Annotated in this window: 23 protein-coding genes and 1 pseudogene; 12 read left to right on the forward strand and 12 right to left on the reverse strand. The window is 66.6% G+C overall.

The annotated features are described in order from the left end of the window. Positions 1-186: 186 nt before the first annotated feature. A pseudogene (locus tag ABD212_RS14340) lies at positions 187-447 on the reverse strand (IS481 family transposase); the annotation flags it as partial. 191 nt (positions 448-638) lie between these two features. Next, a complete protein-coding gene (locus ABD212_RS14345; protein ID WP_344095788.1) occupies positions 639-2,099 on the reverse strand; it encodes a cation:proton antiporter domain-containing protein in 1,461 nt (486 codons plus the stop codon). A gap of 238 nt (positions 2,100-2,337) precedes the next feature. On the opposite strand from ABD212_RS14345, the gene ABD212_RS14350 reads away from it, so the two are divergent. After that, complete coding sequence (locus ABD212_RS14350) at positions 2,338-3,468, forward strand: FAD-dependent monooxygenase (protein WP_344095790.1); 1,131 nt, start codon at positions 2,338-2,340, stop codon at positions 3,466-3,468. 403 nt (positions 3,469-3,871) lie between these two features. Here the strand turns inward: ABD212_RS14350 and ABD212_RS14355 are convergent, their stop codons facing one another. After that, on the reverse strand, positions 3,872-5,005 hold the full coding sequence (locus ABD212_RS14355) for a lactonase family protein (protein WP_344095792.1): 1,134 nt from the start codon (positions 5,003-5,005) through the stop codon (positions 3,872-3,874). A 176-nt stretch (positions 5,006-5,181) separates the two neighbouring features. On the opposite strand from ABD212_RS14355, the gene ABD212_RS14360 reads away from it, so the two are divergent. The 3 genes from ABD212_RS14360 to ABD212_RS14370 all read left to right on the forward strand — a co-directional run bounded on the left by ABD212_RS14360 (position 5,182) and on the right by ABD212_RS14370 (position 7,456). After that, on the forward strand, positions 5,182-5,877 hold the full coding sequence (locus ABD212_RS14360) for a response regulator transcription factor (protein WP_344095794.1): 696 nt from the start codon (positions 5,182-5,184) through the stop codon (positions 5,875-5,877). Next, positions 5,871-7,016 carry a sensor histidine kinase gene (locus tag ABD212_RS14365; RefSeq protein ID WP_344095796.1) on the forward strand — a complete coding sequence of 382 codons (1,146 nt, stop codon included), beginning with the start codon at positions 5,871-5,873 and terminating at the stop codon, positions 7,014-7,016. The genes ABD212_RS14360 and ABD212_RS14365 overlap by 7 nt, the downstream gene beginning before the upstream one ends. A 131-nt stretch (positions 7,017-7,147) precedes the next feature. Then, entirely contained in the window at positions 7,148-7,456 is a 309-nt protein-coding gene (locus ABD212_RS14370; protein ID WP_344095798.1) for a DUF7882 family protein, read from the forward strand. 135 nt (positions 7,457-7,591) lie between these two features. Here ABD212_RS14370 and ABD212_RS14375 read toward each other — a convergent pair whose 3' ends face one another. Beyond that, positions 7,592-8,104: a MarR family winged helix-turn-helix transcriptional regulator gene (locus ABD212_RS14375; RefSeq protein ID WP_344095800.1), complete on the reverse strand. Its 513-nt coding sequence runs from the start codon at positions 8,102-8,104 to the stop codon at positions 7,592-7,594. Then, positions 8,089-8,343 (reverse strand): hypothetical protein, encoded by a 255-nt coding sequence (locus tag ABD212_RS14380; protein WP_344095802.1) that lies wholly within the window; start codon positions 8,341-8,343, stop codon positions 8,089-8,091. Before ABD212_RS14380 ends, ABD212_RS14375 begins: the two co-directional genes overlap by 16 nt. Positions 8,344-8,507: 164 nt before the next feature. On the opposite strand from ABD212_RS14380, the gene ABD212_RS14385 reads away from it, so the two are divergent. After that, positions 8,508-8,837, forward strand: a complete 330-nt coding sequence (locus ABD212_RS14385) for a DUF7882 family protein (RefSeq protein ID WP_344095803.1) — start codon at positions 8,508-8,510, stop codon at positions 8,835-8,837. Positions 8,838-8,962: 125 nt separating this feature from the next. Here ABD212_RS14385 and ABD212_RS14390 read toward each other — a convergent pair whose 3' ends face one another. The 7 genes from ABD212_RS14390 to ABD212_RS14420 form a co-directional block, all read right to left on the reverse strand. Continuing rightward, positions 8,963-9,457 carry a substrate-binding domain-containing protein gene (locus ABD212_RS14390; RefSeq protein ID WP_344095805.1) on the reverse strand — a complete coding sequence of 165 codons (495 nt, stop codon included), beginning with the start codon at positions 9,455-9,457 and terminating at the stop codon, positions 8,963-8,965. Then, positions 9,454-9,885, reverse strand: a complete 432-nt coding sequence (locus tag ABD212_RS14395; RefSeq protein ID WP_344095807.1) for a substrate-binding domain-containing protein — start codon at positions 9,883-9,885, stop codon at positions 9,454-9,456. Before ABD212_RS14395 ends, ABD212_RS14390 begins: the two co-directional genes overlap by 4 nt. A 75-nt stretch (positions 9,886-9,960) precedes the next feature. Then, positions 9,961-11,700 carry a CocE/NonD family hydrolase gene (locus ABD212_RS14400; protein WP_344095809.1) on the reverse strand — a complete coding sequence of 580 codons (1,740 nt, stop codon included), beginning with the start codon at positions 11,698-11,700 and terminating at the stop codon, positions 9,961-9,963. Positions 11,701-11,872: 172 nt separating this feature from the next. Further along, positions 11,873-12,478: a TetR/AcrR family transcriptional regulator gene (locus tag ABD212_RS14405; RefSeq protein WP_344095811.1), complete on the reverse strand. Its 606-nt coding sequence runs from the start codon at positions 12,476-12,478 to the stop codon at positions 11,873-11,875. A 24-nt stretch (positions 12,479-12,502) separates the two neighbouring features. Beyond that, entirely contained in the window at positions 12,503-13,297 is a 795-nt protein-coding gene (locus ABD212_RS14410; RefSeq protein ID WP_344095813.1) for an enoyl-CoA hydratase/isomerase family protein, read from the reverse strand. A gap of 2 nt (positions 13,298-13,299) precedes the next feature. Continuing rightward, complete coding sequence (locus tag ABD212_RS14415) at positions 13,300-14,514, reverse strand: CaiB/BaiF CoA transferase family protein (RefSeq protein ID WP_344095815.1); 1,215 nt, start codon at positions 14,512-14,514, stop codon at positions 13,300-13,302. Then, on the reverse strand, positions 14,511-15,671 hold the full coding sequence (locus tag ABD212_RS14420) for a flavin reductase (RefSeq protein WP_344095817.1): 1,161 nt from the start codon (positions 15,669-15,671) through the stop codon (positions 14,511-14,513). Before ABD212_RS14420 ends, ABD212_RS14415 begins: the two co-directional genes overlap by 4 nt. A gap of 184 nt (positions 15,672-15,855) precedes the next feature. On the opposite strand from ABD212_RS14420, the gene ABD212_RS14425 reads away from it, so the two are divergent. Genes ABD212_RS14425 through ABD212_RS14455 form a run of 7 tightly spaced genes read left to right on the forward strand, consistent with a single transcriptional unit; the run spans position 15,856 to position 23,358 of the window. Beyond that, the gene (locus tag ABD212_RS14425) at positions 15,856-16,371 is read left to right on the forward strand and encodes a nuclear transport factor 2 family protein (protein WP_344095819.1); all 516 of its coding nucleotides are present in this window, start codon (positions 15,856-15,858) and stop codon (positions 16,369-16,371) included. A 47-nt stretch (positions 16,372-16,418) separates the two neighbouring features. After that, entirely contained in the window at positions 16,419-18,029 is a 1,611-nt protein-coding gene (gene mhpA, locus ABD212_RS14430) for a bifunctional 3-(3-hydroxy-phenyl)propionate/3-hydroxycinnamic acid hydroxylase MhpA (RefSeq protein ID WP_344095821.1), read from the forward strand. Then, positions 18,026-18,367, forward strand: coding sequence for a cupin domain-containing protein (locus ABD212_RS14435; protein ID WP_344095823.1), 342 nt, complete (start codon positions 18,026-18,028; stop codon positions 18,365-18,367). The genes mhpA and ABD212_RS14435 overlap by 4 nt, the downstream gene beginning before the upstream one ends. An 11-nt stretch (positions 18,368-18,378) precedes the next feature. Further along, positions 18,379-19,266, forward strand: a complete 888-nt coding sequence (locus ABD212_RS14440) for a fumarylacetoacetate hydrolase family protein (protein WP_344095825.1) — start codon at positions 18,379-18,381, stop codon at positions 19,264-19,266. Next, the gene (locus tag ABD212_RS14445; RefSeq protein ID WP_344095827.1) at positions 19,263-19,808 is read left to right on the forward strand and encodes a nuclear transport factor 2 family protein; all 546 of its coding nucleotides are present in this window, start codon (positions 19,263-19,265) and stop codon (positions 19,806-19,808) included. Before ABD212_RS14440 ends, ABD212_RS14445 begins: the two co-directional genes overlap by 4 nt. 4 nt (positions 19,809-19,812) lie before the next feature. Continuing rightward, complete coding sequence (locus ABD212_RS14450; RefSeq protein WP_344095829.1) at positions 19,813-21,033, forward strand: acyl-CoA dehydrogenase family protein; 1,221 nt, start codon at positions 19,813-19,815, stop codon at positions 21,031-21,033. A 48-nt stretch (positions 21,034-21,081) separates the two neighbouring features. Continuing rightward, positions 21,082-23,358 (forward strand): CocE/NonD family hydrolase, encoded by a 2,277-nt coding sequence (locus ABD212_RS14455; RefSeq protein ID WP_344095831.1) that lies wholly within the window; start codon positions 21,082-21,084, stop codon positions 23,356-23,358. The last annotated feature ends 18 nt before the right edge of the window (positions 23,359-23,376 follow it).

Below are 23,376 nucleotides of genomic sequence, written 5' to 3' on the forward strand. Positions count from 1 at the left end.
CGGCCGCAGTGAGAAGGTCCGTGGACGAGGAATCGGCTGCGCTACGTGCACGCCGCGATCGATGACCACTCCAGACTCGCCTACGTCGAGATCCACTCGCACGAGCGCGGGACGACATGCGCACGATTCCTGGAGCGCGCGTCGGCGGATCTTCGATCACGGGATAGCACCTCTCCATGCGGTGCCTGACTCCAATGCGGCCCGCACCCCGACAGCCTGTGCTTCACCTCGTCGGTGATCCAAGCCGTGCTCTTCGGTCGGCGAGAGCGCGGCTCGAGCGCGGCAGGCTGCCCCTCCACAACGGCTCGGTTGCGGATCGCGTAGAACGTTCTTCCTCGAAATCTCATGCTCGGCGCAGGACGTGGTCACCGCCGCGCGAGCCGCGTCCGGCGGCCACAGTGCGATCGCGAAACGGACACGGGGATCAACAGGCTCAACATGACTCATTCTTCGCAGATAGAGAAAGAAGTGTCACCACCAACCAGCCCGGAACTGTTACCGAGGTCCTGATTCAGAACGGTCACCGATGTGCCAGACATGACAGTTTCCCCACGGTGGGTGAGGTTGCGACAGGTTCGAACATCCGGACTCCGGAAGTTCGAGAGACCAACTGCCAGCTCCGCTCCTACCGCCGATTGTCAAGTGCCGCGCGCGGTGAACCATTCATCGATCCGGTGATCGGGGTCGACTTGAGTGAGTACGACGTCGCCTGCCCGGAGGCGCGTGGTGTTGCGGACCGGGAGGTTTCGTCCCTCCCTGGTAATCACGCTGATCCACGCACGTTCTCCGACGGGGAGATCAGCGATCGTGCTCCCATCGGCGGGAGACCCCGTCTCGACTGCATGTCGTTGCAGACCGTCCGGCTCTTCCGAGAAACGGACGTCGACGCTCCAGGGCCCCGGGTGGACGAGACGCATCGGAACACGCAGTAGTCGGGCGGCGACGGGGATGAGTCCTCCCTGAACGACGACGGAGATCAGCACCACGATGAAGATGATCGCGTAGAGCCTCTCGCCGCCGGGGATGGCGGCGCTGAGGATGAACATGCCGAGCAGAATCGGAACCGCTCCCTTCAGCCCGGCCCACAGCACGAATGCCCGCTCGCCGGGAGTCAATCGGATCGGGAGTGTGATGACTCCGACGAGCAGAGGCCGGATGACGAGGATCAGTAGAGCTGCGATCGTCACCCCCGCGAGCAGCGTCGTCGGCTGGAACACGTCTTGCAGTTGTACGCTCAGGCCGAGGAGCACAAAGACGACGATCTCGGCAAGACTCGCCAGGCCGGCCGAGAAGGTGTCGACTTCGTGCCGGAACCGGGCGCGAACGTCGCCAACGAGAATGCCGGCGATGAACACGGCGAGGAAGCCGGATCCCTGCAGCGCGGAGCCGCCGGCGTAGATGAGCACGGCCGCGGCGGCGACGAACACCGCGGTGAGCGCTCCGCTGGGCAGGTGCACACGACGCATGAGCAAACCAAGCGCCAGCCCCCCGGCGATGCCGACGACCGCGCCGACCACCATCTGGATCGCGAACTCCTGAACTGCTGCTAGCAGTGGAGATCCGACGGCGGTTCCGGCGGTCAACAGACTGACGAGCAATGCGATCCCGACGGGGTCGTTCGCGCCGGATTCGCCCTCCAGGATCGTGCCTGAACGGCCGGCGATCTCGCGTCGGCCCAGCACCGAGAACACCACGGCGGGATCGGTCGGCGACAGCGCCGCCCCGAGGAGCAGTGACACCTGCCCGTCGAACCCGAGGATCAGATGGGCGGCAGCAGCGACCGCCGCTGCGGTGACCGCGGTGCCCGCGACGCCGATCCAAGCGACGGCACCGGCCGATGCGCGAAAGCGTCGCCAGCCGATGTGCATACCGCCGTCGAAGAGGATGAGCACCAGCGCCACCGAAACGATCCGCTCGTCGATCTGACGGGCTGCTGGTCCCAATGCGGGAAGGAACAGCGCGACCACAGCGGCGGCAATCAGGAACAGCGCCGGCGCCGGGATCCGCAACCACGCTGTCAGCCGGTTGGAGAATGTGCCCGCGAGGAGCACAGCGGCTACCACGAGGACGATGATCGAGAAGAGGAACTCGTCGGACACGGCACCCTCCGGGCGGGGTCAGCGATTGTGATCGCCGACCAGACTTCCCGGCACTCCGTGACTCCAAATCTAGTGCTCGGGCGACTCCGTCGCCTTCGATTTTCGCGACTCGGGCAGGGAAAGCACCGATTCCGCGGCGGCGACGCACGACGTGTTCCTGAGGCGATGACTTGGTCCCGTGAGTGCCCGCATCCAGAAATGCCCTGTGCATGGCACGCAAGGATGGTGGAATGGGCGAGTGGCCTGTCTGCGGGTTCTCATATCGGGTGGCGGGATAGCCGGCGCAACTCTCGCCTACTGGCTCGCAGCCGGCGGCCATCGCGTCACGATCGTCGAGTCGGCTGATCGAGTGCGCTCCAGCGGCAGCCCCGTCGATGTGCGGGGTCCCGCAGCGGCGACCGCCCGCGCGATGGGCATCTGGCCGCGACTCGCTGCGGCGGCCACCGGGGTCGAACGACTCGTGTTCGTCGACCCGGATGGGAACCGGCGAGCAGTGATCCGCACCCGCCGCAGCAGCAACCCCGACGACGAGGTCGAGATAGCACGTGTCGAACTCGCCACCGCGCTGCTGGATGCCGTCGACGACTCGGCCGAGATCATCACCGGGGACTCCGTCGCGGTCCTCGCCTCGGACGACGCAGGTGTCGATGCTCGGTTCTCTCGCGGCGGTGAAGACCGCTTCGATCTCGCGATCGGCGCGGACGGACTTCACTCAGCAGTACGGCGCCTGACTTTCGGGGCGGAGCAGCGCTTCTCACGTCCGATGGGGCTGTTCATCGGAACCGTCCGCACCGACGCCGTCGACACAGACCCGCGTGAGGTGATCCTCCTCAACAACCCCGGGACGGCCCTTGCCATCCATCCCGCGGGCGGCAACCCGGGGGCGGCGTTCATCTTCCGCAGTCGACCGGCGTACGACCACCACGATCCCCATCGCGCAACTGTGCTCATCGAAGACGCATACCGCGACCGAGGATCGCTGACCGAGCGCGCACTCGCAGCTTGGCACACCGCATCCGACGTCTATTTCGATCAGGTCACGCGCATCACTGTGCCCAGCTGGAGCACCGGGCGCATCGCTCTGGTCGGAGACGCCGCCAGTTGCGTATCGGTCTTCGGCGAAGGATCCAGCAACGCGATCGTCGGTGCACGAACCCTCGCGGACGCGATCTGCGCGTCCCCGACCGACCCGGCCGCCGCCTTCGCCGCGTACGAGCGCACCCACCGACGACGAACTGCCCGCTCCGGTGCGGGCGCCCCCCTCCTGGCCCGTTTCCTCGTGCCCACAACCAGCCGCGGGATCTCGATCAGAAACACCGCAATTCGGACGTTAGGTCGGATCGTCCCCGCCTTCGACACCCGACAATGAGTCTCAACTGTGGTGCCGATCGCGGACACCGAAACTGGTGAGAGCCCAGGGAGTAGGGTCCTCGAGGCCCCTGGTGCGACAACTGAGGGCCGCGGGAAGGTAGAAGGAGAATGAGCGCGAGGTATGAACACCGGTGTGATCGAATGACCAGATCGAGGACAGCCGAGCGCACTGTTGAGAACTCGACGTCCGATGATTGCGGGCGAGTCGGGTTCGAGATCGAAGCCCCGAGAGACCTTGAAACACCGGGAACTCGGGGGCTTCTGCTTGCGCTGGACGGGGCTCCCGACCGCACTCGGCGCCACATTTGAGATGGATGAGGCAAGGTCGAGACCGATCGGAGCTGCCATCCACCAGGCAGGCGGGAGCGGGCGAGGCCCGATCCCGCCTGATCGACGCAGTGCTATTGCGCCACGATCCCTTCGCCACCGACCGCGTTGGGAACGCTGACGGATCCGATTCGAGTCAGCGTGCCGTCGGAATTGATCGCGAACTCGTCGACGAGCCCCGCTGCGCCTGTCTGCACATAGAGGAACCGGCCGTCGGCGGATACGGCGGCGTCCACGGTGCCGGCATCCGTGGGCGTCACGCTCACCGCGGTGAGCGAGCCGCCCGGACCGATACGGTAGCCGCTGAGCGTCGCACTGCCCGCATTGGAGACGAAGGCATACCCGCCGGTCACGACGGTCCAGCAGGTGGCCGCTTGGCCGGTCGCCACGGCTGCGATCTGGGTCACGGTGCCGTTGGGGTTCACCGTGAAGCTTGCGATCGAGTTTGTACCCGCCTCGCTCGCGATGAGGTGGCCCGCGGGGTCGAACTGGAACCCGAACGGGACCGCCCCAGGGACGGCCGTCACGACGGGCTGCGCCGAGAGGCCGCCGCGCCTCCAGCTGAACACGTCGAACGCGCTCGTGTTGGCCTTGGTCGTCACGACGAGCTTCGACCCGTCGGGGGTGAACGCGATCTGCGCCGGCGTGTGTGTGAACTCCGGCACTGCCGTCGGGTCGAGTCCCAGCTCGCGATGCCAGGCGGGGATCTTCACGAGGTGCCCCAACAGGTTGACGTATCCCTGGATCGACCCGCCGGCTCGGGCGTTGAGGACGAACACACGGTTGTCATGCGCGGCGAGACTCACCGGGGCCTGCCCGTCTGAGCCGATCACCTGATGCCGAACGAGCCGGTCTCCGACGACCAGGAACGACGTGATCGTGTTGCTGCCGCCGTTGACGGCGAACAGCGACGGCCCCGAGCGGACGAGCGAGCTCTGCGATGCGAGTCGATCGACGACGGCACCAGCGAGCGACACGCCGAGGCCGCCCGTGGGGTAGACGCCCGCCTGACGAAGACTGCCATCCGCGAGTCGGTCGTAGCTCACGATGCTGTTGCCCGCGACGGCATCGGTCTGCACGAAGACCGTCCCGACGGATGGGCGACCGGTCTGAACGGTCGGCGGCGCGGCGTTCGCCGCGCCCGCGCCGAAACCGACCAGGGTCGCCGCGGCAGCGGCGGCGATGACGGCACGAGTCATGGTTCTCATGGTGTGGCCTCCTGAATCACGGGCCGGACTGGGACGCCGACCGCATCGGGTGCCAGTGAAGCAATCCCGAGAGGTGACGAGGCAGCACCTTTCGCAGGCGTAAGAGACCTTTCAGACCCGTAAGATCCGCGACCCGCGAGCACCGGCGGGCGCGGCATCCGTCTACCCTCGATTCCATGGACGACGCCGCTCGCGTCACTCTCGTCGAGGACGACCCCACCGTGCGCACGGTGGTAGGCGACTACCTCCGGGCTGCGGGCTATGCCGTCGACCAGTACGCCGACGGTGTGACGGCTCAGCGCGCACTGAACAAGGGCCTCCCTGATGTGCTCATCGTGGATCGCATGCTGCCGGGCCTGAGCGGCGACGAGCTCTGCCGCGAAGTGCGCGAACGCTCCGACATTCCGATCATCATGCTCACGGCGCTCGACGCGGTCGATGAGCGCATCCGGGGCCTCGAGACCGGCGCCGACGATTACATCACCAAGCCGTTCGCCCTGCGTGAGTTGCAGCTGCGGGTGCAGGCGCAGCTTCGGCGACGTGCCGCGCCCACTGCCGCGCCGATCGAGTTCGCTGTCGGACCGTTTCGTATCGACCCCGGGCACCGACGGGTATGGGCGCGGGGCCGCGAAGTCGCTCTCACGGCACGCGAATACGAACTGCTGTTCTATCTGAGCCGCCACCCGGATCGCGCGCTCAGCCGCGATGAGCTGCTGCGGGAGGTGTGGGGCTGGGGTTTCGGCGACGCCTCGACAGTGACCGTGCATGTTCGGCGCCTGCGCGAGAAGATCGAGGACGACCCGCGGTTCCCGTGCCACCTGCATACCGAGTGGGGAGCGGGCTACCGGTTCACGGTGGAACCCCGATGCTGAGTCTCGCCGACTTCGTGCTGATCGTCGTCACGACGGTCGTCTGCACGGGTATCGTGACAACGCTCGCGTGGCTGGTGCTGCGCGCGAATCGGCGCGGCCCGATCACATCACAGTTCTCGATCGTGATCATCGCGACCGTCGTCGCGATCGTCTGCTCGACGATCGCGGTGCTCGTGGAAATGTACTTCTCGGCCCACGATCTGGTGGTGCTCTCGTGGGTCGTCGGGGTGTCGGGTCTCATGAGTCTCGCGGCGGCGGCGCTCGTCACGATCCAGTTCGTGCGGCCCACACTGGAGCGGCTCACGGCGGCCGCACAACGGATCGGCGATGGCGCCGCGGTCGTTGCGGGATCGAGCGCGTGGCGAGAGTTCGCAGAGCTCGAGGCCGAGCTCGCCGACGCCTCGATCCGGCTGGAGCGGGCGCGCGCCGAGATCGAGACGCTGGATGCTGCGCGTCGTCAGTTCTTCGCGTGGATATCCCACGACTTGCGCACCCCGCTCGCGGGGCTCGCGGCGATGACGGAGGCGCTCGAGGCCCACGTGGTTGATGATCCTGACGAGTACATTCACCTCATCGGTGCGAAGGTCGAGACCCTGAACCGGATGGTTGACGACCTTTTCCGGTTGTCCCAACTGCAGAGCGGAACTCTTCCGCTCCACCCGGAGATCGTGGTGCTCCTCGACCTGATATCCGATGCCGTCTCCGATGTGCAGCCTGTCGCGGCGCGGCGCGGCATCCAGATCGTCGATGCCGGCGTCGCCGGACATCTGCTGTGGGCCGACCCGCGGGAGCTCACCCGCGCGATCGGAAATCTGCTCGCGAACAGCATCCGACATGCTCCCGACGGCTCCGAGATCATTGTCTCCGTGGTCACCAGAGAGGATGGTCATCTCGTCGTGAGCGTGCTGGACCACGGCAGCGGCGTCGCCTCTGAGGATCTCGGTCGCATCTTCGATGTCGGCTGGCGCGCCGACACCGCGCGCACCACGGATGCGCAGGCCGCGCATGCGCCCGGCGCGGGGCTCGGCCTCGCGATCGTGCGTGGCATCGTCGAGGCGCACGGCGGGAACGTCGAGGCGTGTCGAGTGGCCGACGGGTTCCGGGTCGACCTCGTGCTGCCTGCACCCATCCCGGCATGAGCAGCAGCGCCCTGCGACCCCTGATCGGGAAGGTTCGCGAGTGAGGCACCTGGCGAGTCAACGGGTGGTGGCGACCGGTTGCCGCGGGCCACTACTGGTCCGCGGAAGGCTGCTCGGCCTACGATCGCGTCATGGGCAGGTTCGTCTACGACTCGGTCCGCAACGCCGTCGAGATCGACGACCGCACCCTCGCCCACCTTCGGATCGTCGTGATGCACAAGCTGCGGCGCGGGGAATCCTTCATGTTCGAGCTGCAGATGGCTGACGGCAGTGGGCATCGCAGTTTCTGGATCCACGAGTCGATTCCGGTCCAGTTTCATTTCTACGGCGGCTGCAGTCCCCACATCAATCGCAGGTGGGTGGAGGACTTGATCAACGAAGCGAGCAGTCCCAGCGGACTCACGATTCTCCCGGAACCTGCAGAACCACCCCGTCCTTGACCGCCGCGGGCGCAGCGGGTCATTGCGGGTCCACTACGTGTGGCGAGCGCCTACGCCATTTCCCAACCTCCCGCCGGTCGTCGCGGCGTGCTGCCTGAGGAAACGCCGGCTGGCTAGATACCCCCGTCCGATTGCTCACCGGTCGACGGCATGGTCGAGGGCGTCGAGTGCGTCGACGAGTTGCTGGATGACTTTGGTGGCGGCTTCCGTGTCGCCTATGTCCAGCGAATTGATGACGGCAACGATGGCCGAATGGTGCGGGGCGTAGGAGTCGTCGACCAGGCGGATCGCCTCGGGCGTGGGTCTGAGGAAGTGCGCGCGCCGGTCTGTCGGATGCTGGTCCCGGGTGAGGTAGGAGTGGGTGACGAGCCGCTCGATGATGTTGGTGACGTTTGCGCTGGAGGTGTCCAGCATCACGATCACGTCTTTGGGACTGAGATCACGTCCGTCGCGGGCGCCTTGCACCAGGTATCGCAGCGCGGTGAGGTCGAGGACGGAAAGCCCTGAGGCGTGACGCGCCCGTTCCGCCTGAATGCGCTCGGCGCGACGCCACCGCAGGATCGCGTCGCTCAATCGCCGGCCCTCCGGCGTTGCGGGCTGGTCGGCGTAGAGGTGTTCGCCCTCATGGCGCATCACTGTTTGCGGCACGACTGCTCCTTCGGCTTGCGGTCGGAGTCGAGCACGCAGCACGCCGCCTCGACCGACGGATACACGCCAAGCGACGCGCCCACGCAGTCACGAGCGAAGAATCGATCACGGTGGCGTTCGATCGTCCCGAGGAACTGCCCGGTCCTGCTGCCGACCCAGAACCCCGCTTCGACCTCATGCCACAGCGACGCGTCGCCGTGCCTGACGGCCACCGTGGTCCTCGAGCTGTCCACCATCATGGCGCTCCACACTACGCATCCCGTCCTGACAAGTCCAGACAATTACACAATACATGAATCACACACAAACTGGTATTGACAGATTATGTCGGACCGTGTACAAAGTCGTTGATGACCCCCGCATCGCGGGTCGGCCAGAGGTCGCAGAGAAGGGACGAACTGGGATGGGCACGCTTCACTACGGGAACGGGATGCTGTCCGCCTCCATCCCGGACTGGGTGCTGGCGCACCTGAAAGTGGTCGCCACGACAAAGCTGCGGCGCAACGAATCGTTCACGGTGAGCTGGCGTCACCCTGATCACACCGCAGGCGGCCGATCCACGCTGTGGATGCAGCCCTCCATCCCGTTGCTGTTCGAATTCGACTCTCCGGAACCCGTCACGCTCGACCCGGACTACCTCCACGCCCTCGCCAACGCGGCCAACTCCGCCGGCGGAATGTCCATCGACTGGCCGGACGAGGCATCCGTCGCCGCACGATCGCTGGCCGCCTGAATACGGATTCCCCACGGAAGCCGCATACGTTGCACCCGAAGACCTTCGCGAGACAGCTCGGCAGCCCACGACCCCACGTGCGGCACCCCAGACGCCACAGCTTGAGCCCTTCCGTCGAATCCTGGTCATCGTCGCACGCGCAAGCGGGACGGGGGGTGAGTGTCACGCGAGCTACGGCGCTGAGCCTCGGCAACCAGCATGGGTTCCAGCACGGTGACCGAATGATGGCGTGTGGGCCCTTCGGTGATCTCGGCGAGCATCCTCTCGACTGCGAGTTGTCCCACGTCGCGTTGGGGCTGGGCGATCGTGGTCAGCGGCACGTCGCCTTCGGTCGCAAGTTCGAGGTCGCCGTAGCCGACCACCCGAGCGTCCTCGGCTACCTGCCGTCCTTCGGCGCGAAGCCCGCGGATCACGCCGACGGCCAGTTGGTCGTCGTGCAGAAGATCCGGCGCAGTTCGGGGGATGCCGCTTGGAGGCGGCCGATCCGCACTCCGTCTTCGACGGCATCGCGGCCGACTCGACTTCCACCACTTGGGCGCGGCTCTGCCCTCGTGCCTCGAGCGCGGCGAAATCTCCGTCGCGTCGGCAACGCACTGCGGGATGGAGTCTGGACCATTCACCAGGACAATGTCCCCTTCGGCGATGACCTGAGCAGCTGCTCGGTCGCGAGCCGTCCGCCGGCGATATCGTCCATCACGACCGAACAGCCGGCTTCGTCATCGACGACTCGGTCGACGAGCACCAGCCGCGCACCGACCATCCGCAGTTGACGCAGCTGCGTCCCGGTTGCGACTCCCGGAACGAGCAGCACTCCGGCGACTCGATGTTCGGCGAGCATCTCCAGTCGGGCGCGGTCCAGTGCGGTGTCGTCGTGACTCACGCAGAGGGCAACGGCATACCCATGGCGGCCGGCCGCGTCCGCAATTGCCTCGGTGATCGCGGCATAGAACGTGCTGCGTTGGGGGTATCGACGCGCCTCGCGGGTTGCTCGTTGAGATGCCCAGTCGCTACTGGGCAGCCCGCGCGCGGGATGCTCGCAGCCGATCACCAGGTCTGGGGCGTCGGCAAGGCTACGCGCGCCGTCATCCCGATTCGAGATGACGGCGCACAGAGCTGAGGTGATTCAGACAGTGAGAAGGGGAAGCTGCAGGTACGAGGCGTGCTGTCCGCCGGTGTGGATGACGTGCTGTCCCTTGTTCGCGCCGACGTACTCCTGGATGCCGGGCATCATGGTCCCGAGAAGGTTGCGTGAGCTGACGACGAATCGCAGCTGTTCGCCGGGATGGAACGCGAGTCCGATCGGGAGCAGTTCGATGTCGAGCTCGACGATCTCGCCGGGTGAGAGCTTCTCGACACGGTCGAACGTGTGGGCGGGGATCTCATCGGTCGCGAGGGCGTCGTCGAGGTGGCGTAGGGATGCCCGCAGCCTGCCGTCGGAGCCTTTGTACTTGAGGATCGTGGCGCCGTGGTCGGTGACGTCGTGAACCATTGCGGTCTGGTTCGGCACTGTGAACTGTGCGAGCGGTGTGCCATGCGCGTCGAGCTTTTGGATGAGGAGGAACAGGTCCATGTCATCGGAGTCTCGTGCTTCGACCCACAGGTGAGCCTTCGGGTACCCCACCAGTTGGGTCTCCTCGTCGAAGCGGACGAGGAACGACACGGCGTTCGGGTTCGCCGCGACGGTGTACATCGCCGCCACGTCCTCGACGGGCTGGTCGGTTGTGAGCACTCGCCGGCGACCGTCGAGATAGAACTTCGTCGAGGTCACCCCGGCAGGCGGGAACTGGTCGGCAGCGACGTTGACCTTGTCGCCGCCTTGCAGATCGTGCACGGCGTAGCGGACCCGGGGAGTCTGCTCCCAGCCGTTGTCCTCACCCTTGAGGTAGCGGTCGAAGAAACGTCGCAGGTCTTCGACGTTGTCCTCGTCGTAATAGTCGGGCCATTCCTGGGTGTTGTGGATGCGCAGCCATTTCTGGTCGGAGGCGATCCGACGCCAGCCTCGGAAGGTCCCTGCCGTGTGCAGGGTGTTGGAGTAGCTGGCCACCACATACGCCGGCACGCTTATCTGGCCGAAGGCGGGAATCTTGTTCTCCCACAGCTCGGTCATCAGCGGGTACTGCGCGGCTTCGGCGAGGATGTCCTCCTTCTGGCTCTTGCCGAAGAAGCTGCCGCCCTGAAGCAGGCCCGCGAATCCGGTGTCAGGCATGCCGCCGCGCATGACGAGGTCGCGGTAGACGTCGCTCACCCCCTCCCACGGGTTGATCGCTGCCAGGTGGGGAGGCCGCTCGGCGGCAGTGAACCACTGCGACGCGGCGAGATAAGACGTCCCACTCATTCCGACGTGACCGTTGCACCAGTCCTGTTCGGCCAGCCATTCGATGATGTCGTAGCAGTCGCGGCCGTCCTGGCGGTCCCACAGCACGCTGTCGCCGTCGGAGTCGACGATGCCGCGGATGTCGGGATTGCAGATCGCGTAGCCCTGGGCGCACCAGTATGCCGGGTCGGGTCCTTCGAACTTCTCCAGTCCGGAGACGATGCTGTTGTCGAGACCCACCAGTCCGAATACGCCCATCACGCTGACGGAGGTGCCCTGCCCCTTGCCGTAGGGGCTGTACGCCACTATGACGGGTACTTTGTCAGCGCCTGCGGGGCGGAAGACATCGACATAGATGGTCACGCCGTCGCGGAGGGTGACGGCGACATCCTTCTCGAACACCACGTCGACGGGCAGGGGCTTGAACTGCGGCGCGATCTGGAATCCTGCCTCGAGAGCACGAGTGCCCGGATCGAATGCGGTCAGCAGACCGGTCCGCGGAGCCGGCAGCGGTGTGGACGGGATGTAAATCTTCTGGTCGTCGCTCAAAGCGAACTCCTCATCTCTCTTGTCCTGTGCCGGACGGTGATTCGCTTGCGAGCGTATGTGCATCGACGCACAAACTCAACATGCGTTTATATATTCTCACGGTTCGTGAAGCGGGCTCGCGGAGTCTGCCCGCTTCCGGTCGGATGCGGATGGGTCACGCTCACGATTCGCGCTAGCGGTCGTCGCCGGTCAGGACCACCTGGAGCGCGGGTGCGATCACCGCGATGAGGGTCTCGGCATCCTGTTTCGCCAGCGCGGGGATCTGCACGATGCGGCGTCCGACGACGATGCCCACGAGCATCGCTGAGGCGATTCCCACCCGGACAGCCTGGTCGGGGCCGAGCGTGTGCTTCAGGCGCGCCTGCAGGAAGGCGCCCAGCTGCGCCGTGGCCCGCTCGTTGCCGATCGCCCCGCGCAGCATCGCCAGCAGGGGCTCGGAGTCCTGCGGGTCGCCCTCCCAGATGGCGAAGAAGGCGCGGGCGACGCGCTCGCCGATCGCTTCGCGGGGTCCCTCGAAGGCTTCGGCGAACTGGGAGAGCGCCTTCGGGGAGATCGACATTACCTCGCCGAAGAGCGTGTCCTTCGTGCCGAAGAACTGCATGATCAGCGAGGGATCGACTCCGGCATCCGTCGCGATCCTGCGGATCGTCGTGCCTTTGAAGCCGTCCTCGGCGAATCGGATGCGCGCGGTGTCGAGGATCAGCTGGCGGGTCTGATTGGGGCCGGGACGTCGGCCGGGGCGGCGGAGCGGCGAGACTTCGCCAGCATCCGTCGACATCCCGCCAGCATAGCCGGGGGGCATTCACGCCGGCCCCCAGGCGAACTTCGGCCTCTCCCGGCCGACGAACGCGTCGATGCCGATGGCCATGTCGGGACCTTCGGCCGCCGCCTGCCAGGCTCGTACCCACTCGTCAGCCAGGTGGGGATCGTCGGCCGTCGTGCGGTCCACGAGGTGCTTCAGGGTGTGGATCGAGAACTGAGAGTTGTCGCGAAGCGATGACACGAGCGCGTCGCTGTCCTCTGCGAAGTCGTCATCGGGGATGACGTGTGCCACCAGGCCCACATCGAATGCCTGCGTGGCGGTCAGCGACCTTCCCGTGAACAGCAGGAACTTCGCCGTGGCCGGCCCCACCAGCCTGATCAGTCTTTCGATGCCGCTGCGCGGATAGATGATGCCGAGCTTCGCGGGGGTGATGGCGAAGATGGAGCGCTCGCTTGCCACGATGAAGTCGCAGGCTGCCGCGATCTGCCAGCCGCCCCCCATGCAGGGTCCGTCGACGATCGCCACGGTGGGTTTCGCGGCGGAGGAGATCGCGTGGTCTGCGGCGCTGAGGTGGTCGACGAAGGTCCCGTCGTCTTGAGGGTCCAGCAGCACGGAGGTGATCTCATCGAGCGCGGCGCCGGCGCAGAACGTGATGCCACGACCACTCAGGGTGATGACGACGACGTCGGGGTCGGCATCCAGCCGGAGCATCACGTGCTGGAGTTCGAGGCACATCGACTTCGTCAGCGCATTTCGGCGAGCAGGGTTGTCGATCTCCACCGAGGCGATGCCGTCGACGATGCCGACTCGGATGCCTGTGCTCACGTCGGTCATGGTCATCGCCGGGCCGCGGTCGTTCTCTCGTCAACCTTCACCCGGCCGGCTGCTTCGAGGCGTTCGATGGCTTCCCCGGTGATGCCGAGCTCGCGGAGGATCTGCGCGGTGTGCTCGCCGAGGAGAGGGGGAGGGGAGTGGATCTCGCTGGCCAGTCCGTTGACACTGAGCGGGCCGCGAACAAGGGGCAGCCGGCTGCCGTCTTGCCGCTGCACCTCCTGGACGAGTCCGAGTGCGGCGATCTGCTCGGATTCGAACGCCTGGGTGTAGTCGTAGATCGGTCCGCACGGGATGTCGGCCTCGGTGATCAGCGGCACCCACTCGGCGGCGGGCTTGGTCGACAGCACCGATTCGAGGATGCCGGTGAGCTCGCCTCGGTTGGCGGTGCGCAGCGGGCCGGTGCGGAAGCGGGGATCGTCGGCGGTGTCGGGCATCCCGAGCAGCGCGCAGAAGGCGCGCCACTGCTTCTCGTTGCCGACAGCGATGTTGATCGGCTCCGTCGCGGTGCGGAACGTTCCGTACGGGGTGATCGTCGGGTGGTTGTTGCCCTGCGCAGTGGGGGCCACGCCCAGGCTGAGCGCCCGTTGACCTTGGAACACCGACAGGTTCATCCCTGTCTCGAGAAGTGACGTCGACACGCGGCTGATCGCGCCGCCGCGCGCCCGGCCCAGCAGCGCTGAGACGATGCCGAAGGCGCTGACCATCCCGGAGGTGATGTCCACGATCGACACTCCGACGCGGAAGGAACCGCCAGGCGGGCCGGTCACGGACATCAGCCCCGACATCCCCTGCACGACCTGATCCAGCCCAGGATCGTCCTTCAGCGGACCCGTCGAACCGAAGCCGGTCACCGACGCGACGATGAGGTCGGGGTTGAGTTCGGCGAGGTGCTCGGTGGTCAAGCCGAGTTTGTCGAGGGTGCCGAGCTTGAAGTTCTCGACGAGCACGTCGGCGCCTTCGATCAGCCGGTCGAGGATGTCGCGTCCCTCGGGGGAGTAGAAGTCGATGCAGATAGACCTCTTGCTGCGGTTCAGCGACTCGAAGTACAGGCTGTGCTCGTTCTCGAACGGCGGCCAGGCGCGAGCGGAATCGCCGCCGTTGATGCTCTCCACCTTGATTATCTCCGCCCCCATGTCGGCGAGCAGCGCCGTGCAGTACGGGCCGGCGATCGCCCGGCTGAGGTCCACGACCCGGATCCCCTGCAGCGGCTGGATCATGCGCGCGCCTTCCCGCCGACGGGGGTGGCTTCGGCGACGCGCTTGAGCCCGCCGATCCATGACTCGATCCGCTCCGTCGATGCGTTCTGCGGAAGACCCGTCATCCGGATCGCCATCGGCGGCAGACCCTCCACGAGAGGAAGCAGCACGACGATCGTCGCGATGTCGTAGGTCTCGCCGCGGACGAGGTCCGGGGTGAAATGCTCGGTCAGATCGGATGTCGCCTGCCGCACGACCCGCTCCTGCCGGGGCAGTCGCTCGGACTGCTCGAAGGCCGCCAGCAGCGCGTCATGGCGCTGCATCACCTGGGGGCTCGCGGTGAGCAGCGAATACCCCCGCTCGCGCACCTTCTCGAGAATCGCCTCGTTCAGAGCGCGCCGCTCCGGGCTGTCATCCGGCGCTCGCCGGATCCACGCGTCGACGTCGTCATCCGACGCGTGCGCCATGAACACCGCACCGAAGGGCGGAACGAGAGGCTGACGGTGACCAAGCGGGAACGGCTCGGCATGAGGGCTGCGGTTCGCGGCGAGCACCTGCACCGCGTCCCAGCCGATCTTCGCGAGCACACTGCAATTGACATCGAACTCGATGCTGAGCTTCTCGACCCGCCGCCGGATGGACTGCGCGAACTGAGCCGCCTGGATGAGCTCCGGATCGGGTGCGGCGACGAAGGATCCGGGCGTGAACCGCCCGTACCCACCCTGGAAGAACAGCAGCGGAAGCGTCGATCGCTCCACCGCGAACTCGCGCACCCGACCGAGCACGATGTAGTGGTCGCCGGCCTCGCGCGTCTCTTCGAATGTGCACTCGACCCAGGTGACCGCGTCGTCGAGGATCGGCGAACCCAGCGGCGCGGGTCGCCAGGAGACGCCGTCGAACTTCGTTGCCCCGCCCGTGGCGAGCGTGCGGCAGAGCGCCTCTTGATCCGACGCCAGCACATTGATGCAGAAGCTCGCCGCGTTGCGGATCACCGCGAAGCTGCCGGAGCCCTTCATGGGGAAGAACGCCACCAGCGGGGGATCCAGGGAGACGGACGAGAACGTCCCCACGACCATGCCTGCGGGAGCCCCGCCCACCACCGCTGTGACGACGGCGACGCCGGTCGGGTAGTGCCCGAGTGCTTCTCGGAACAATCCCGGGTCGATGTCCGTGGACATGCAGCCTCCTTCGGCTCGGACCGTTCTGAATCAAACCAGGTGCACGTAAAGATGTCAATGGTTAGTATAGAATAGCCGTCTTGACAGATGCGGGCCGAGCAAGCAGAATCGGCAATTAGTCTAAAGGTTCAGATGGTTTATCTGGTCAAGGTACGACACCGTCCCGTTCGATGAGGAACACACCATGGTCGAGAACGACAAAGCAGCCATCGTCGAGATCCTGAATCTCTACGCCTTCGCGCTCGATGCCCGGCAGTGGGATCTGTTCGAGCGCATCTTCGCGAAAGACGTGGTGGCCGAGTTCGGTCCCGCGGGAACCGCCTGGACGGATCTCACCGAATTCAAGAAGGGCTTCGAGGCCTTCCACGCGACGCTCGACAGCCATCAGCACACCATGATGGGGCAGCTGGTGCATGTGGACGGCGACACCGCCCACGCGTTCAGCTACGGCAATTGGCTGCTCATCCGCGAGGCCGCCGAAGGCGGACCCACGTGGACCGGCACCGGGTGGTACGACGACGAACTCGCCCGCACTCCCGATGGTTGGCGGATCACCCATCGCGTCTGCAAACTCCAGGGCTGGAGCGGCAACCCGCTCGTGCCCGAGCCCAACGGCAGCCAGAACCCCGACATGAACCTCAACAAGCTGCATGTGTTCGCGGGCGACGGGCGGCTCGGGTTCCTCTCGGCGATCAACTAGCCGGGAGCGGCAGTCGGATGGATGCGGTCAAGGCGAGTGAGTCCTCCGTGCCGGTCGATTTCCTCGTAGTGGGTGCCGGACCCGTGGGTCTACTCACCGCGATCCTCCTCGGGCGTGAGGGACGGCGGGTGACGGTCGTCGAGAGGTGGCCGGCGAGATACCCGATGCCGCGCGCGTGCACGATCGACCACGAGGCGCTGCGCATCCTCCAGTCCGCGGGGGTCATGGACGAGCATGCGGACCTGTTCGAGCCGTCCCGCGGCGAACGCGGCGGGTATCAGATCCGCAACGGCGACGGCGTGCTGCTGCGCGCGATCAACTGGAATCGACCCGGCGAGTCCGGCTGGGCCAACACCAACGGCTTCTATCAGCCCGACCTCGAAGAGGTGCTCGAACAGGTCGCTGGGGGCATGCCGACCGTCCAGATCCTGCGGGGATTTGCCGCCACCGCCGTCACGCAGGATGACGCCGGCGTCACACTCACGGTGGTGAACCATTCCGACGTGGCGTCGCACCCGCAGGACCTGCGAGCGAGCCGGCTGGTGGCGGCGGACGGTGCGAACAGCACCATCCGCACCCTCGTCGGCATCGAAAGCGCCGATTCCGAGTTCGAAGCGGACTGGCTCGTCGTCGACTACGAGCCCCTCGTGGACCGCCGGTGGGAGGCATTCGTCACCCAGTACTGCGACCCGGAACAGCCCGCCACCGCGGTCAACAGCGGACCGGGACGGCGACGATTCGAGTTCATGCGGCGCGCGGACGTCACGACGGAAGAGCTCAACCGACCCGAGGCGGCCTGGCGGCTGATGGCACCCTGGGATGTCACGCCCGACAACGCGCGACTCGAGCGCCATGCGGTGTACACCTTCCGCGGGCGATGGGCGAAGCAGTGGCAGCAGGGCAGGATCTTCCTCGCGGGGGACGCCGCTCATCTGATGCCGCCCTTCCTCGGCCAGGGACTGTGCGCCGGCCTGCGGGACGCTCGGGCGCTGACCTGGCGACTCGACCTGGTCGCGGCCGGCCTGGCGGGGAAGTCCATCCTCGAGACGTACGGTCCGGAGCGCAGCGCCCATGTGCGGGTGATCATCGACGAGGCGATCGCGCTCGGAGAGGTGATCTGCGAGCTCGATCCCATTCGTGCTGCGGAGCGAGACGCCCGGATGCTGGCGGAATTGCGGGATCCCGCGGCGGCCACCGTCGAACCTCCGCAGCCTCGGCTGGGCACGCCGTCGATCACCGCTGACGACGACCCGCACGCCGGAACCCTGTCCATCCAGGGACGCATCGAGGTGAACGGCGCAACCGGGCTGTTCGACGATCTGGTGGGCGGCAGCTGGCAGCTGATCGGAATGGCTGTCGACCCGCTGGACGAGGTCCCGCAGGAGCTCCGGGAATGGTTCTCCCGAATCGGCGGCACATCGGCGCGACTGTCGGATGACGGCGACATCCGTGACGTCGATGGCACGTATCGCGCGTGGTTCCAGGCGCACGGATGCCGGATCGTGCTGTCACGTCCCGACTTCTACATCTTCGGCACGGATGCCGGACACGACGTTCCACACCTGCTCCAGGCGCTCCGCGCGCAGCTGCGGAGCTGCACCCGCGAGGGCGGAACCACCGTCACGCACGAACCCATCGAGGAAGAGGCCCGGTCATGACCATGCGAGTCACCAGGATCGTCGACGCGGAACCGTTCCAGCCGGTCGGTCACAGCGGCGTCGGCCCCGTTCGCCTTCAGGGCGGCGCGTCCACTCCGACCTCCGACTTCACCGTGGCGCTCTCGCACTACCTGCCCGGCGGCGCGGCCGAGCTCGCGCCCCAAGACGCCGAGACCGTGTACGTCATCCTGTCGGGCCAACTCGTGATGATCGCCGAGGGGGTCGAAGAGGTCCTCCGCCCTCTCGATTCCGCCCACTTCACGACGGGGACCACGCGTGAAGTCGTCAATCGCACGACCCTCCCTGCCAGCATGCTCGTCATCCGGGCGAAGAGTTAGGCGGGTTGCGCATGCGAATCGTCGGACTGAAGCAGAGCGACGGCGCGGTGCTCGTCGGAGCACTGAACGACGACGGCACCGAGATCACCGTCATCACGGATCTGGACACGTTCTGGTCCGCGCCGGATGCGCACCTCGCGTCCGAACCCGCAGGACCGACCCTCGCCACGGCGGCCGTAGAACTGGTGCCCCCCGTGCTGCCGAGCGCGCGTGTGGTGTGCGTCGGTCTCAATTACCAGGATCACGTCAACGAGGGATCCTTCCGCGACGAGACGCTGCCCGAATTCCCCACCCTCTTCGCCCGCTGGCCGACGTCGCTGAGTGTCGGCGGAGCGGAGATCCCCATCCCTTCGGGCGAGGATGGACTCGACTGGGAGGGCGAGGTGATGGCCTGGGTCGGCGCGACACTCGTCGACGCCACGCCCGAGGAGGCGCTCGCCGCGGTGGTGGGCTACTCGACTTTCAACGACATCACCTCCCGCCGCGCGCAGAAGCTCACGTCGCAGTGGATCATCGGCAAGAACGGCGACCACTCGGGCCCGGTCGGCCCCATGGTGCCCGCCACCGAGGTCGGCGATCTCCGCTACGGGCTGCGGCTCGAGACGCGCGTGAACGGCGAGGTCGTGCAGCACAGCAGCACAGCGGAGATGATCTACGGGGTCGGAGAGACGCTTGCCCACATCTCGAAGACGTTCACGATCAACCGCGGGGATCTCCTCGCCACGGGCACGCCGTCCGGAGTCGGGTACGCTCGCACACCGCCGTGGCTGCTGCAGCCGGGCGACGTGGTCGAAGTCGAGATCGAGCGGCTCGGCATCCTGACCAATCACATCGTCGACAACACCCACCGCCATCCACCCGTCGACGCGGCCCGCATCGAGAACCAGGAGATCCAGTGAACATCGAAGAGCTGACCGCCAGGATGGAGATCCACGACGTCCTGCTGCGATACTGCCGCGGGCTCGACCGGGTCGACATGTCTCTCGTGCGCGGTGCGTTCCACCCGGACGCCTACATCCACTTCCCCGAGAGCCTGCATGTCGGCGGTGTCGAGGGCTTCTTCGACTTCCTCACGGCCGAGATGCCGCGGTTCGAGCGGACGATGCACTTCCTCGGCAACAGCCTCATCGAGTTCGACGGCCCGAGCATGGCGTACGTCGAGACCTACCTCAACGCGGACCATCAGGGCTCCGAGCGCCATCACTGGAAGAACGAGACCGTCAAACTCTGGGGCCGTTACCTCGACCGCTTCGAGCAGCGCGAGGGGGTCTGGCTGATCGCGGAGCGCAAGCTCGTCGTCGACTGGATGTTCCGGTATCCCAAAGAGGGCTGGTTCGACGATCACCCGGATGCATCCGGAAGTCCCCGAGACGGATCCGATCCTGTCATTCGACCGGTCGGCGGATTCGATGGCGCACCCCTCCGGAATGGAAAGCTGTAGGGCCATGGCAGCACAGGCGACAGTCGAGCGCTCGCAGGCCGCGGACATCCTCGAGCGCGTCACCGAGATGAGGGGCTGGCTGCGCGAGCAGCAGGCCGTCGCCGAGGTGCAGCGGCGCATTCCGCAGGAGACGATCGAAAGGCTGGATGCGGCCGGGGTCTTCACGCTCGCCACCCCGCGTCGGTTCGGCGGTGCGGACTTCACCACGCGCGAGATCCACGACATCTACCGGGCACTGGGCGCGGGCTGCGGCGCGACGGCCTGGGTGGTCTGGGCGACAGCCGGTGGCAATCTGTGGAGCTTCGCATTCGATGACGCGGTGATCGCGCCGGTGTACGAGTCGCCCTGGGTGGGAAACCGAACGTTCGCCGTCGGCGGCACCAGCCGGTTCATGTCCGGCACCGCTCGGAAGGTTGACGGCGGCTGGATGGTGAAAGGCGCGTGGCCCTTCTCGACCGGCAGCGTCCACGCATCGCATGGCTACCTCGCCGCGTTCTTGGACGACACCGACGACTCCAAGGTCGGCATGGCCCTGATCCCGAAGGACTCCCTCATCGAACGCGATGACTGGGACGCGATGGGGATGGCCGCGACCGGCAGCCAGACAGTCGCCACCGACGGGGAGCTGTTCGTTCCCGACGACCACTTCAGCACCCCGGAACTGCTCGGCGCGCGGATCGCCGAGGCGACGAAGCAGGGCCGCGGCCCCCGCCGCGGCGGACTGCCTCGGTCGCTCGTGTCGAGCACGGGGATCGCGCTGGGCATGGCCGACCAGGCGTTGGAGGTGTTCCTCGCAGGTATCGGGCGGCGCAGCATTCCCTACTCTCCTTACGCGAAACAGGTCGATGCCCCGATCGCCCACCACACCGTCGGCCGCGCGTATCAGCAGATCCGTGCGGCGAGTCTCGTGGCCGGCGACGCGGTCGCTGCACTCGACCGGCTGGACGCGGCCGGCGCCGACCCCTCCGAACGCGAGACGCTGCAGTTCCACACCGACACGGCGTACGTGTGGGATGCCTGTGCCTCGGCCATCGAGACGCTCTTCCGCGCCTCCGGCGCCTCGGCGATCAGCAAGCGGATGCCGCTGCAGCTGATCGCCCGCAACTGCCGCGCCGGGAGCCTTCACGCCGCCAACAACCTCGACACATGGCTCGAGAACCTCGGGCGGGCGTTGACCGGTGCCGAAGCGGGTCCCTCATCCATGAGCGTCCTCGAGCGCAAGTAGCAGCAATACCACCACCCGAACCAGTCGAAGAAGACCAGGAGACTGACCATGGCACTGACCGGCATCCTCGCGGGACCCATCGCCGGGCTCAAGTACGAGACCCCCACGCATCGTGGCCTCACGAACGAGCGAGGCGAGTTCGAGTACGAGGAGGGCGAGCGGATCGCGTTCCTGCTCGGCGGCAATTCGATCGGAAACGTCACCGCGGCACCGCGGCTGCACCTCGCCCAACTCGTCGCGCGTGTGGACGGCAACCTCGACAAGCTCAAGGACTCCGGCGTCACCAACATCGCGCGACTGGTCTTCACACTCGGGCGCGAGACGATCCGCGACAACGGGACCGACATCCCTCCGCAGGTGCACGACGTCATCGGCGCGCGGCGCATCAACTTCCGCCACGATGCCGACTACTCGGCCACCGCCGTGACCGACAAGGTGCAGCAGTTCACCGAGGATCCGGTCGTCATCGAATTGCTCCAGGACCTCCACGCGGCTGGGATCTACGATGATGAGGCCCCGAAGCGGCTCGTGTCGGCGGCGAATGCGCGCAACGAGCTGCGGCGCAATGCGATGGGGATCCTCCGGTTCCGCGACGTGAAGATCGACCTGCAGAACGGCTCGTTCGTGTTCGCGGACGTGTTCCGGCCCGCCGAGCCCGGCAACTACCCCGTCATCGTGAACTGCGGCCCGTACGGCAAGGCCTTCAACCACCACTCGATCGACACCGACGACGACCTCGAGAAGCACGAGCAGATGGAGGAGGAGTACTTCTTCGGCAACAGCGAGGGCTTGCAGTTCGAGAACCATGAGTCCGTCAACACCGCCATCTGGGTGCCCGACGGCTACGCCGTCGTGCGCGTCGACATGCCGGGTGCCGGAAAGAGTCCCGGCCAGCTCGCGCCGTGGGGGATCGCCGGCGCCGAGGCGTTCCGCGACGCCATCGAATGGGCGGGAGAGCAGCCATGGTCCAACGGCAACGTCGGCACGTGGGGCATGTCGTATCTCGCGATGAGCCAGCACCAGGCCGCGAGCCTGCACCCCCAGCACCTGAAGGCGATGATCGCGATCGGGACGGATGTCGACCTCTATGAGGAGGTCGCGTACAACGGCGGCATCCTGAACGCGCAGTTCTGGCCGATCTGGCGCGTTTCCGGCCTCCTGCCGCCGATCATCGGTGAGAAGGATGTCGCGGACTTCATCCAGACCATGAAGGACAGCCCGTTCCGCGACTCCGACCCCGAGGCGATCTTCGGACCGCGCGCCGAGGTCTTCATGAGCCCCGACCTCACCGGGGTTGACGTGCCGCTCTGGGCCGTGGCCTCGACCACGCATGTCTCGAACATCCATCAGCTCGGCGGCAGCGGCGCGTACCTCGCCACCCCGACTCCGAACAAGAAGCTCGACTTCTGGGAGGATTGGTTCCAGAAGTCCTACTCCACCGAGTCGGTCGCCCAGCACAAGGCCTTCTTCGACCACTGGCTCAAGGGCATCGAGAACGGAATCATGGACGCGCCCCCGGTGCGTCTCGAGATCCGGACGGGCAACGGCTCCTCCTTCATCCAGGAGGAGAACGAGTGGCCGATCGCGCGGACCATGTACCCGAGGTGGTACTTCGACGCGAGCGCCGCGGACTGGCCCGGCGACGGCATCCGCTCGGACTTCCTGCGGCTGTCGACCTCGGAGCCGACCGATGAGCGGAGCGCGAGCTACTCCGCGCAGATCCAGCTCACTCCACCGGCACCGGTCGGCAGCCCCCGGATCGACCCGACCGACCCCGCGTCGGACCCGCACACCACGGGGATCTCGTACATCAGCGAGCCGGTCGACGAGGATGCCGTCGTGGCCGGGTTCGGCAAGGTGCAGCTCTGGGTCTCGTCGTCGAGCAGGGATATGGACGTCTACGTCTCGGTGCGCATCCTCGACGAGGACGACGAGCAGGTCGACTTCACCGGATTCACGACCATGTCGTTCACCGACCGGATCACGCCCCTCATGAAGGGGTGGCTGAAGGTGTCGCACCGCGCGCTCGACCCCGAGCGCACCACGGACTACTCGCCCAAGCACACGCATCGCAGGGCTGACTATTCGCCTTTGGATGCCGGCGAACTCGTGCCGATCGAGATCGAACTCGTGCCGAACACCGGTTACATCCGCAGAGGCCAGCGCATCCGCGTCGACATCCAGCCGTATGACGGTGTGGCGCACGGCATGCACCACGGATACGACCCGAGCTACCACGACGGCGCGACCAATACCGTGCACACCGGGCCGGCGCACGTCGGCTACGTGCAGCTGCCGATCGTGCCGAGTCGCACGGCCGACTGAATAGCAGTGCTGGGGTGC

Source organism: Microbacterium deminutum (assembly GCF_039530205.1).
GTDB lineage: Bacteria > Actinomycetota > Actinomycetes > Actinomycetales > Microbacteriaceae > Microbacterium > Microbacterium deminutum.

Coding starts and splice junctions, on each gene's coding strand:
- ABD212_RS14355 (WP_344095792.1), bottom strand. CDS start 5,005: ATGAGAACCATGACTCGTGCCGTCATCGCCGCCGCTGCCGCGGCGACC.
- ABD212_RS14380 (WP_344095802.1), bottom strand. CDS start 8,343: ATGATGGTGGACAGCTCGAGGACCACGGTGGCCGTCAGGCACGGCGAC.
- ABD212_RS14435 (WP_344095823.1), top strand. CDS start 18,026: ATGACCATGCGAGTCACCAGGATCGTCGACGCGGAACCGTTCCAGCCG.
- ABD212_RS14455 (WP_344095831.1), top strand. CDS start 21,082: ATGGCACTGACCGGCATCCTCGCGGGACCCATCGCCGGGCTCAAGTAC.
- ABD212_RS14440 (WP_344095825.1), top strand. CDS start 18,379: ATGCGAATCGTCGGACTGAAGCAGAGCGACGGCGCGGTGCTCGTCGGA.
- ABD212_RS14385 (WP_344095803.1), top strand. CDS start 8,508: ATGGGCACGCTTCACTACGGGAACGGGATGCTGTCCGCCTCCATCCCG.
- ABD212_RS14360 (WP_344095794.1), top strand. CDS start 5,182: ATGGACGACGCCGCTCGCGTCACTCTCGTCGAGGACGACCCCACCGTG.
- ABD212_RS14420 (WP_344095817.1), bottom strand. CDS start 15,671: ATGTCCACGGACATCGACCCGGGATTGTTCCGAGAAGCACTCGGGCAC.
- ABD212_RS14415 (WP_344095815.1), bottom strand. CDS start 14,514: ATGATCCAGCCGCTGCAGGGGATCCGGGTCGTGGACCTCAGCCGGGCG.
- ABD212_RS14450 (WP_344095829.1), top strand. CDS start 19,813: ATGGCAGCACAGGCGACAGTCGAGCGCTCGCAGGCCGCGGACATCCTC.
- ABD212_RS14425 (WP_344095819.1), top strand. CDS start 15,856: ATGGTCGAGAACGACAAAGCAGCCATCGTCGAGATCCTGAATCTCTAC.
- ABD212_RS14405 (WP_344095811.1), bottom strand. CDS start 12,478: ATGTCGACGGATGCTGGCGAAGTCTCGCCGCTCCGCCGCCCCGGCCGA.
- ABD212_RS14410 (WP_344095813.1), bottom strand. CDS start 13,297: ATGACCGACGTGAGCACAGGCATCCGAGTCGGCATCGTCGACGGCATC.
- ABD212_RS14370 (WP_344095798.1), top strand. CDS start 7,148: ATGGGCAGGTTCGTCTACGACTCGGTCCGCAACGCCGTCGAGATCGAC.
- ABD212_RS14365 (WP_344095796.1), top strand. CDS start 5,871: ATGCTGAGTCTCGCCGACTTCGTGCTGATCGTCGTCACGACGGTCGTC.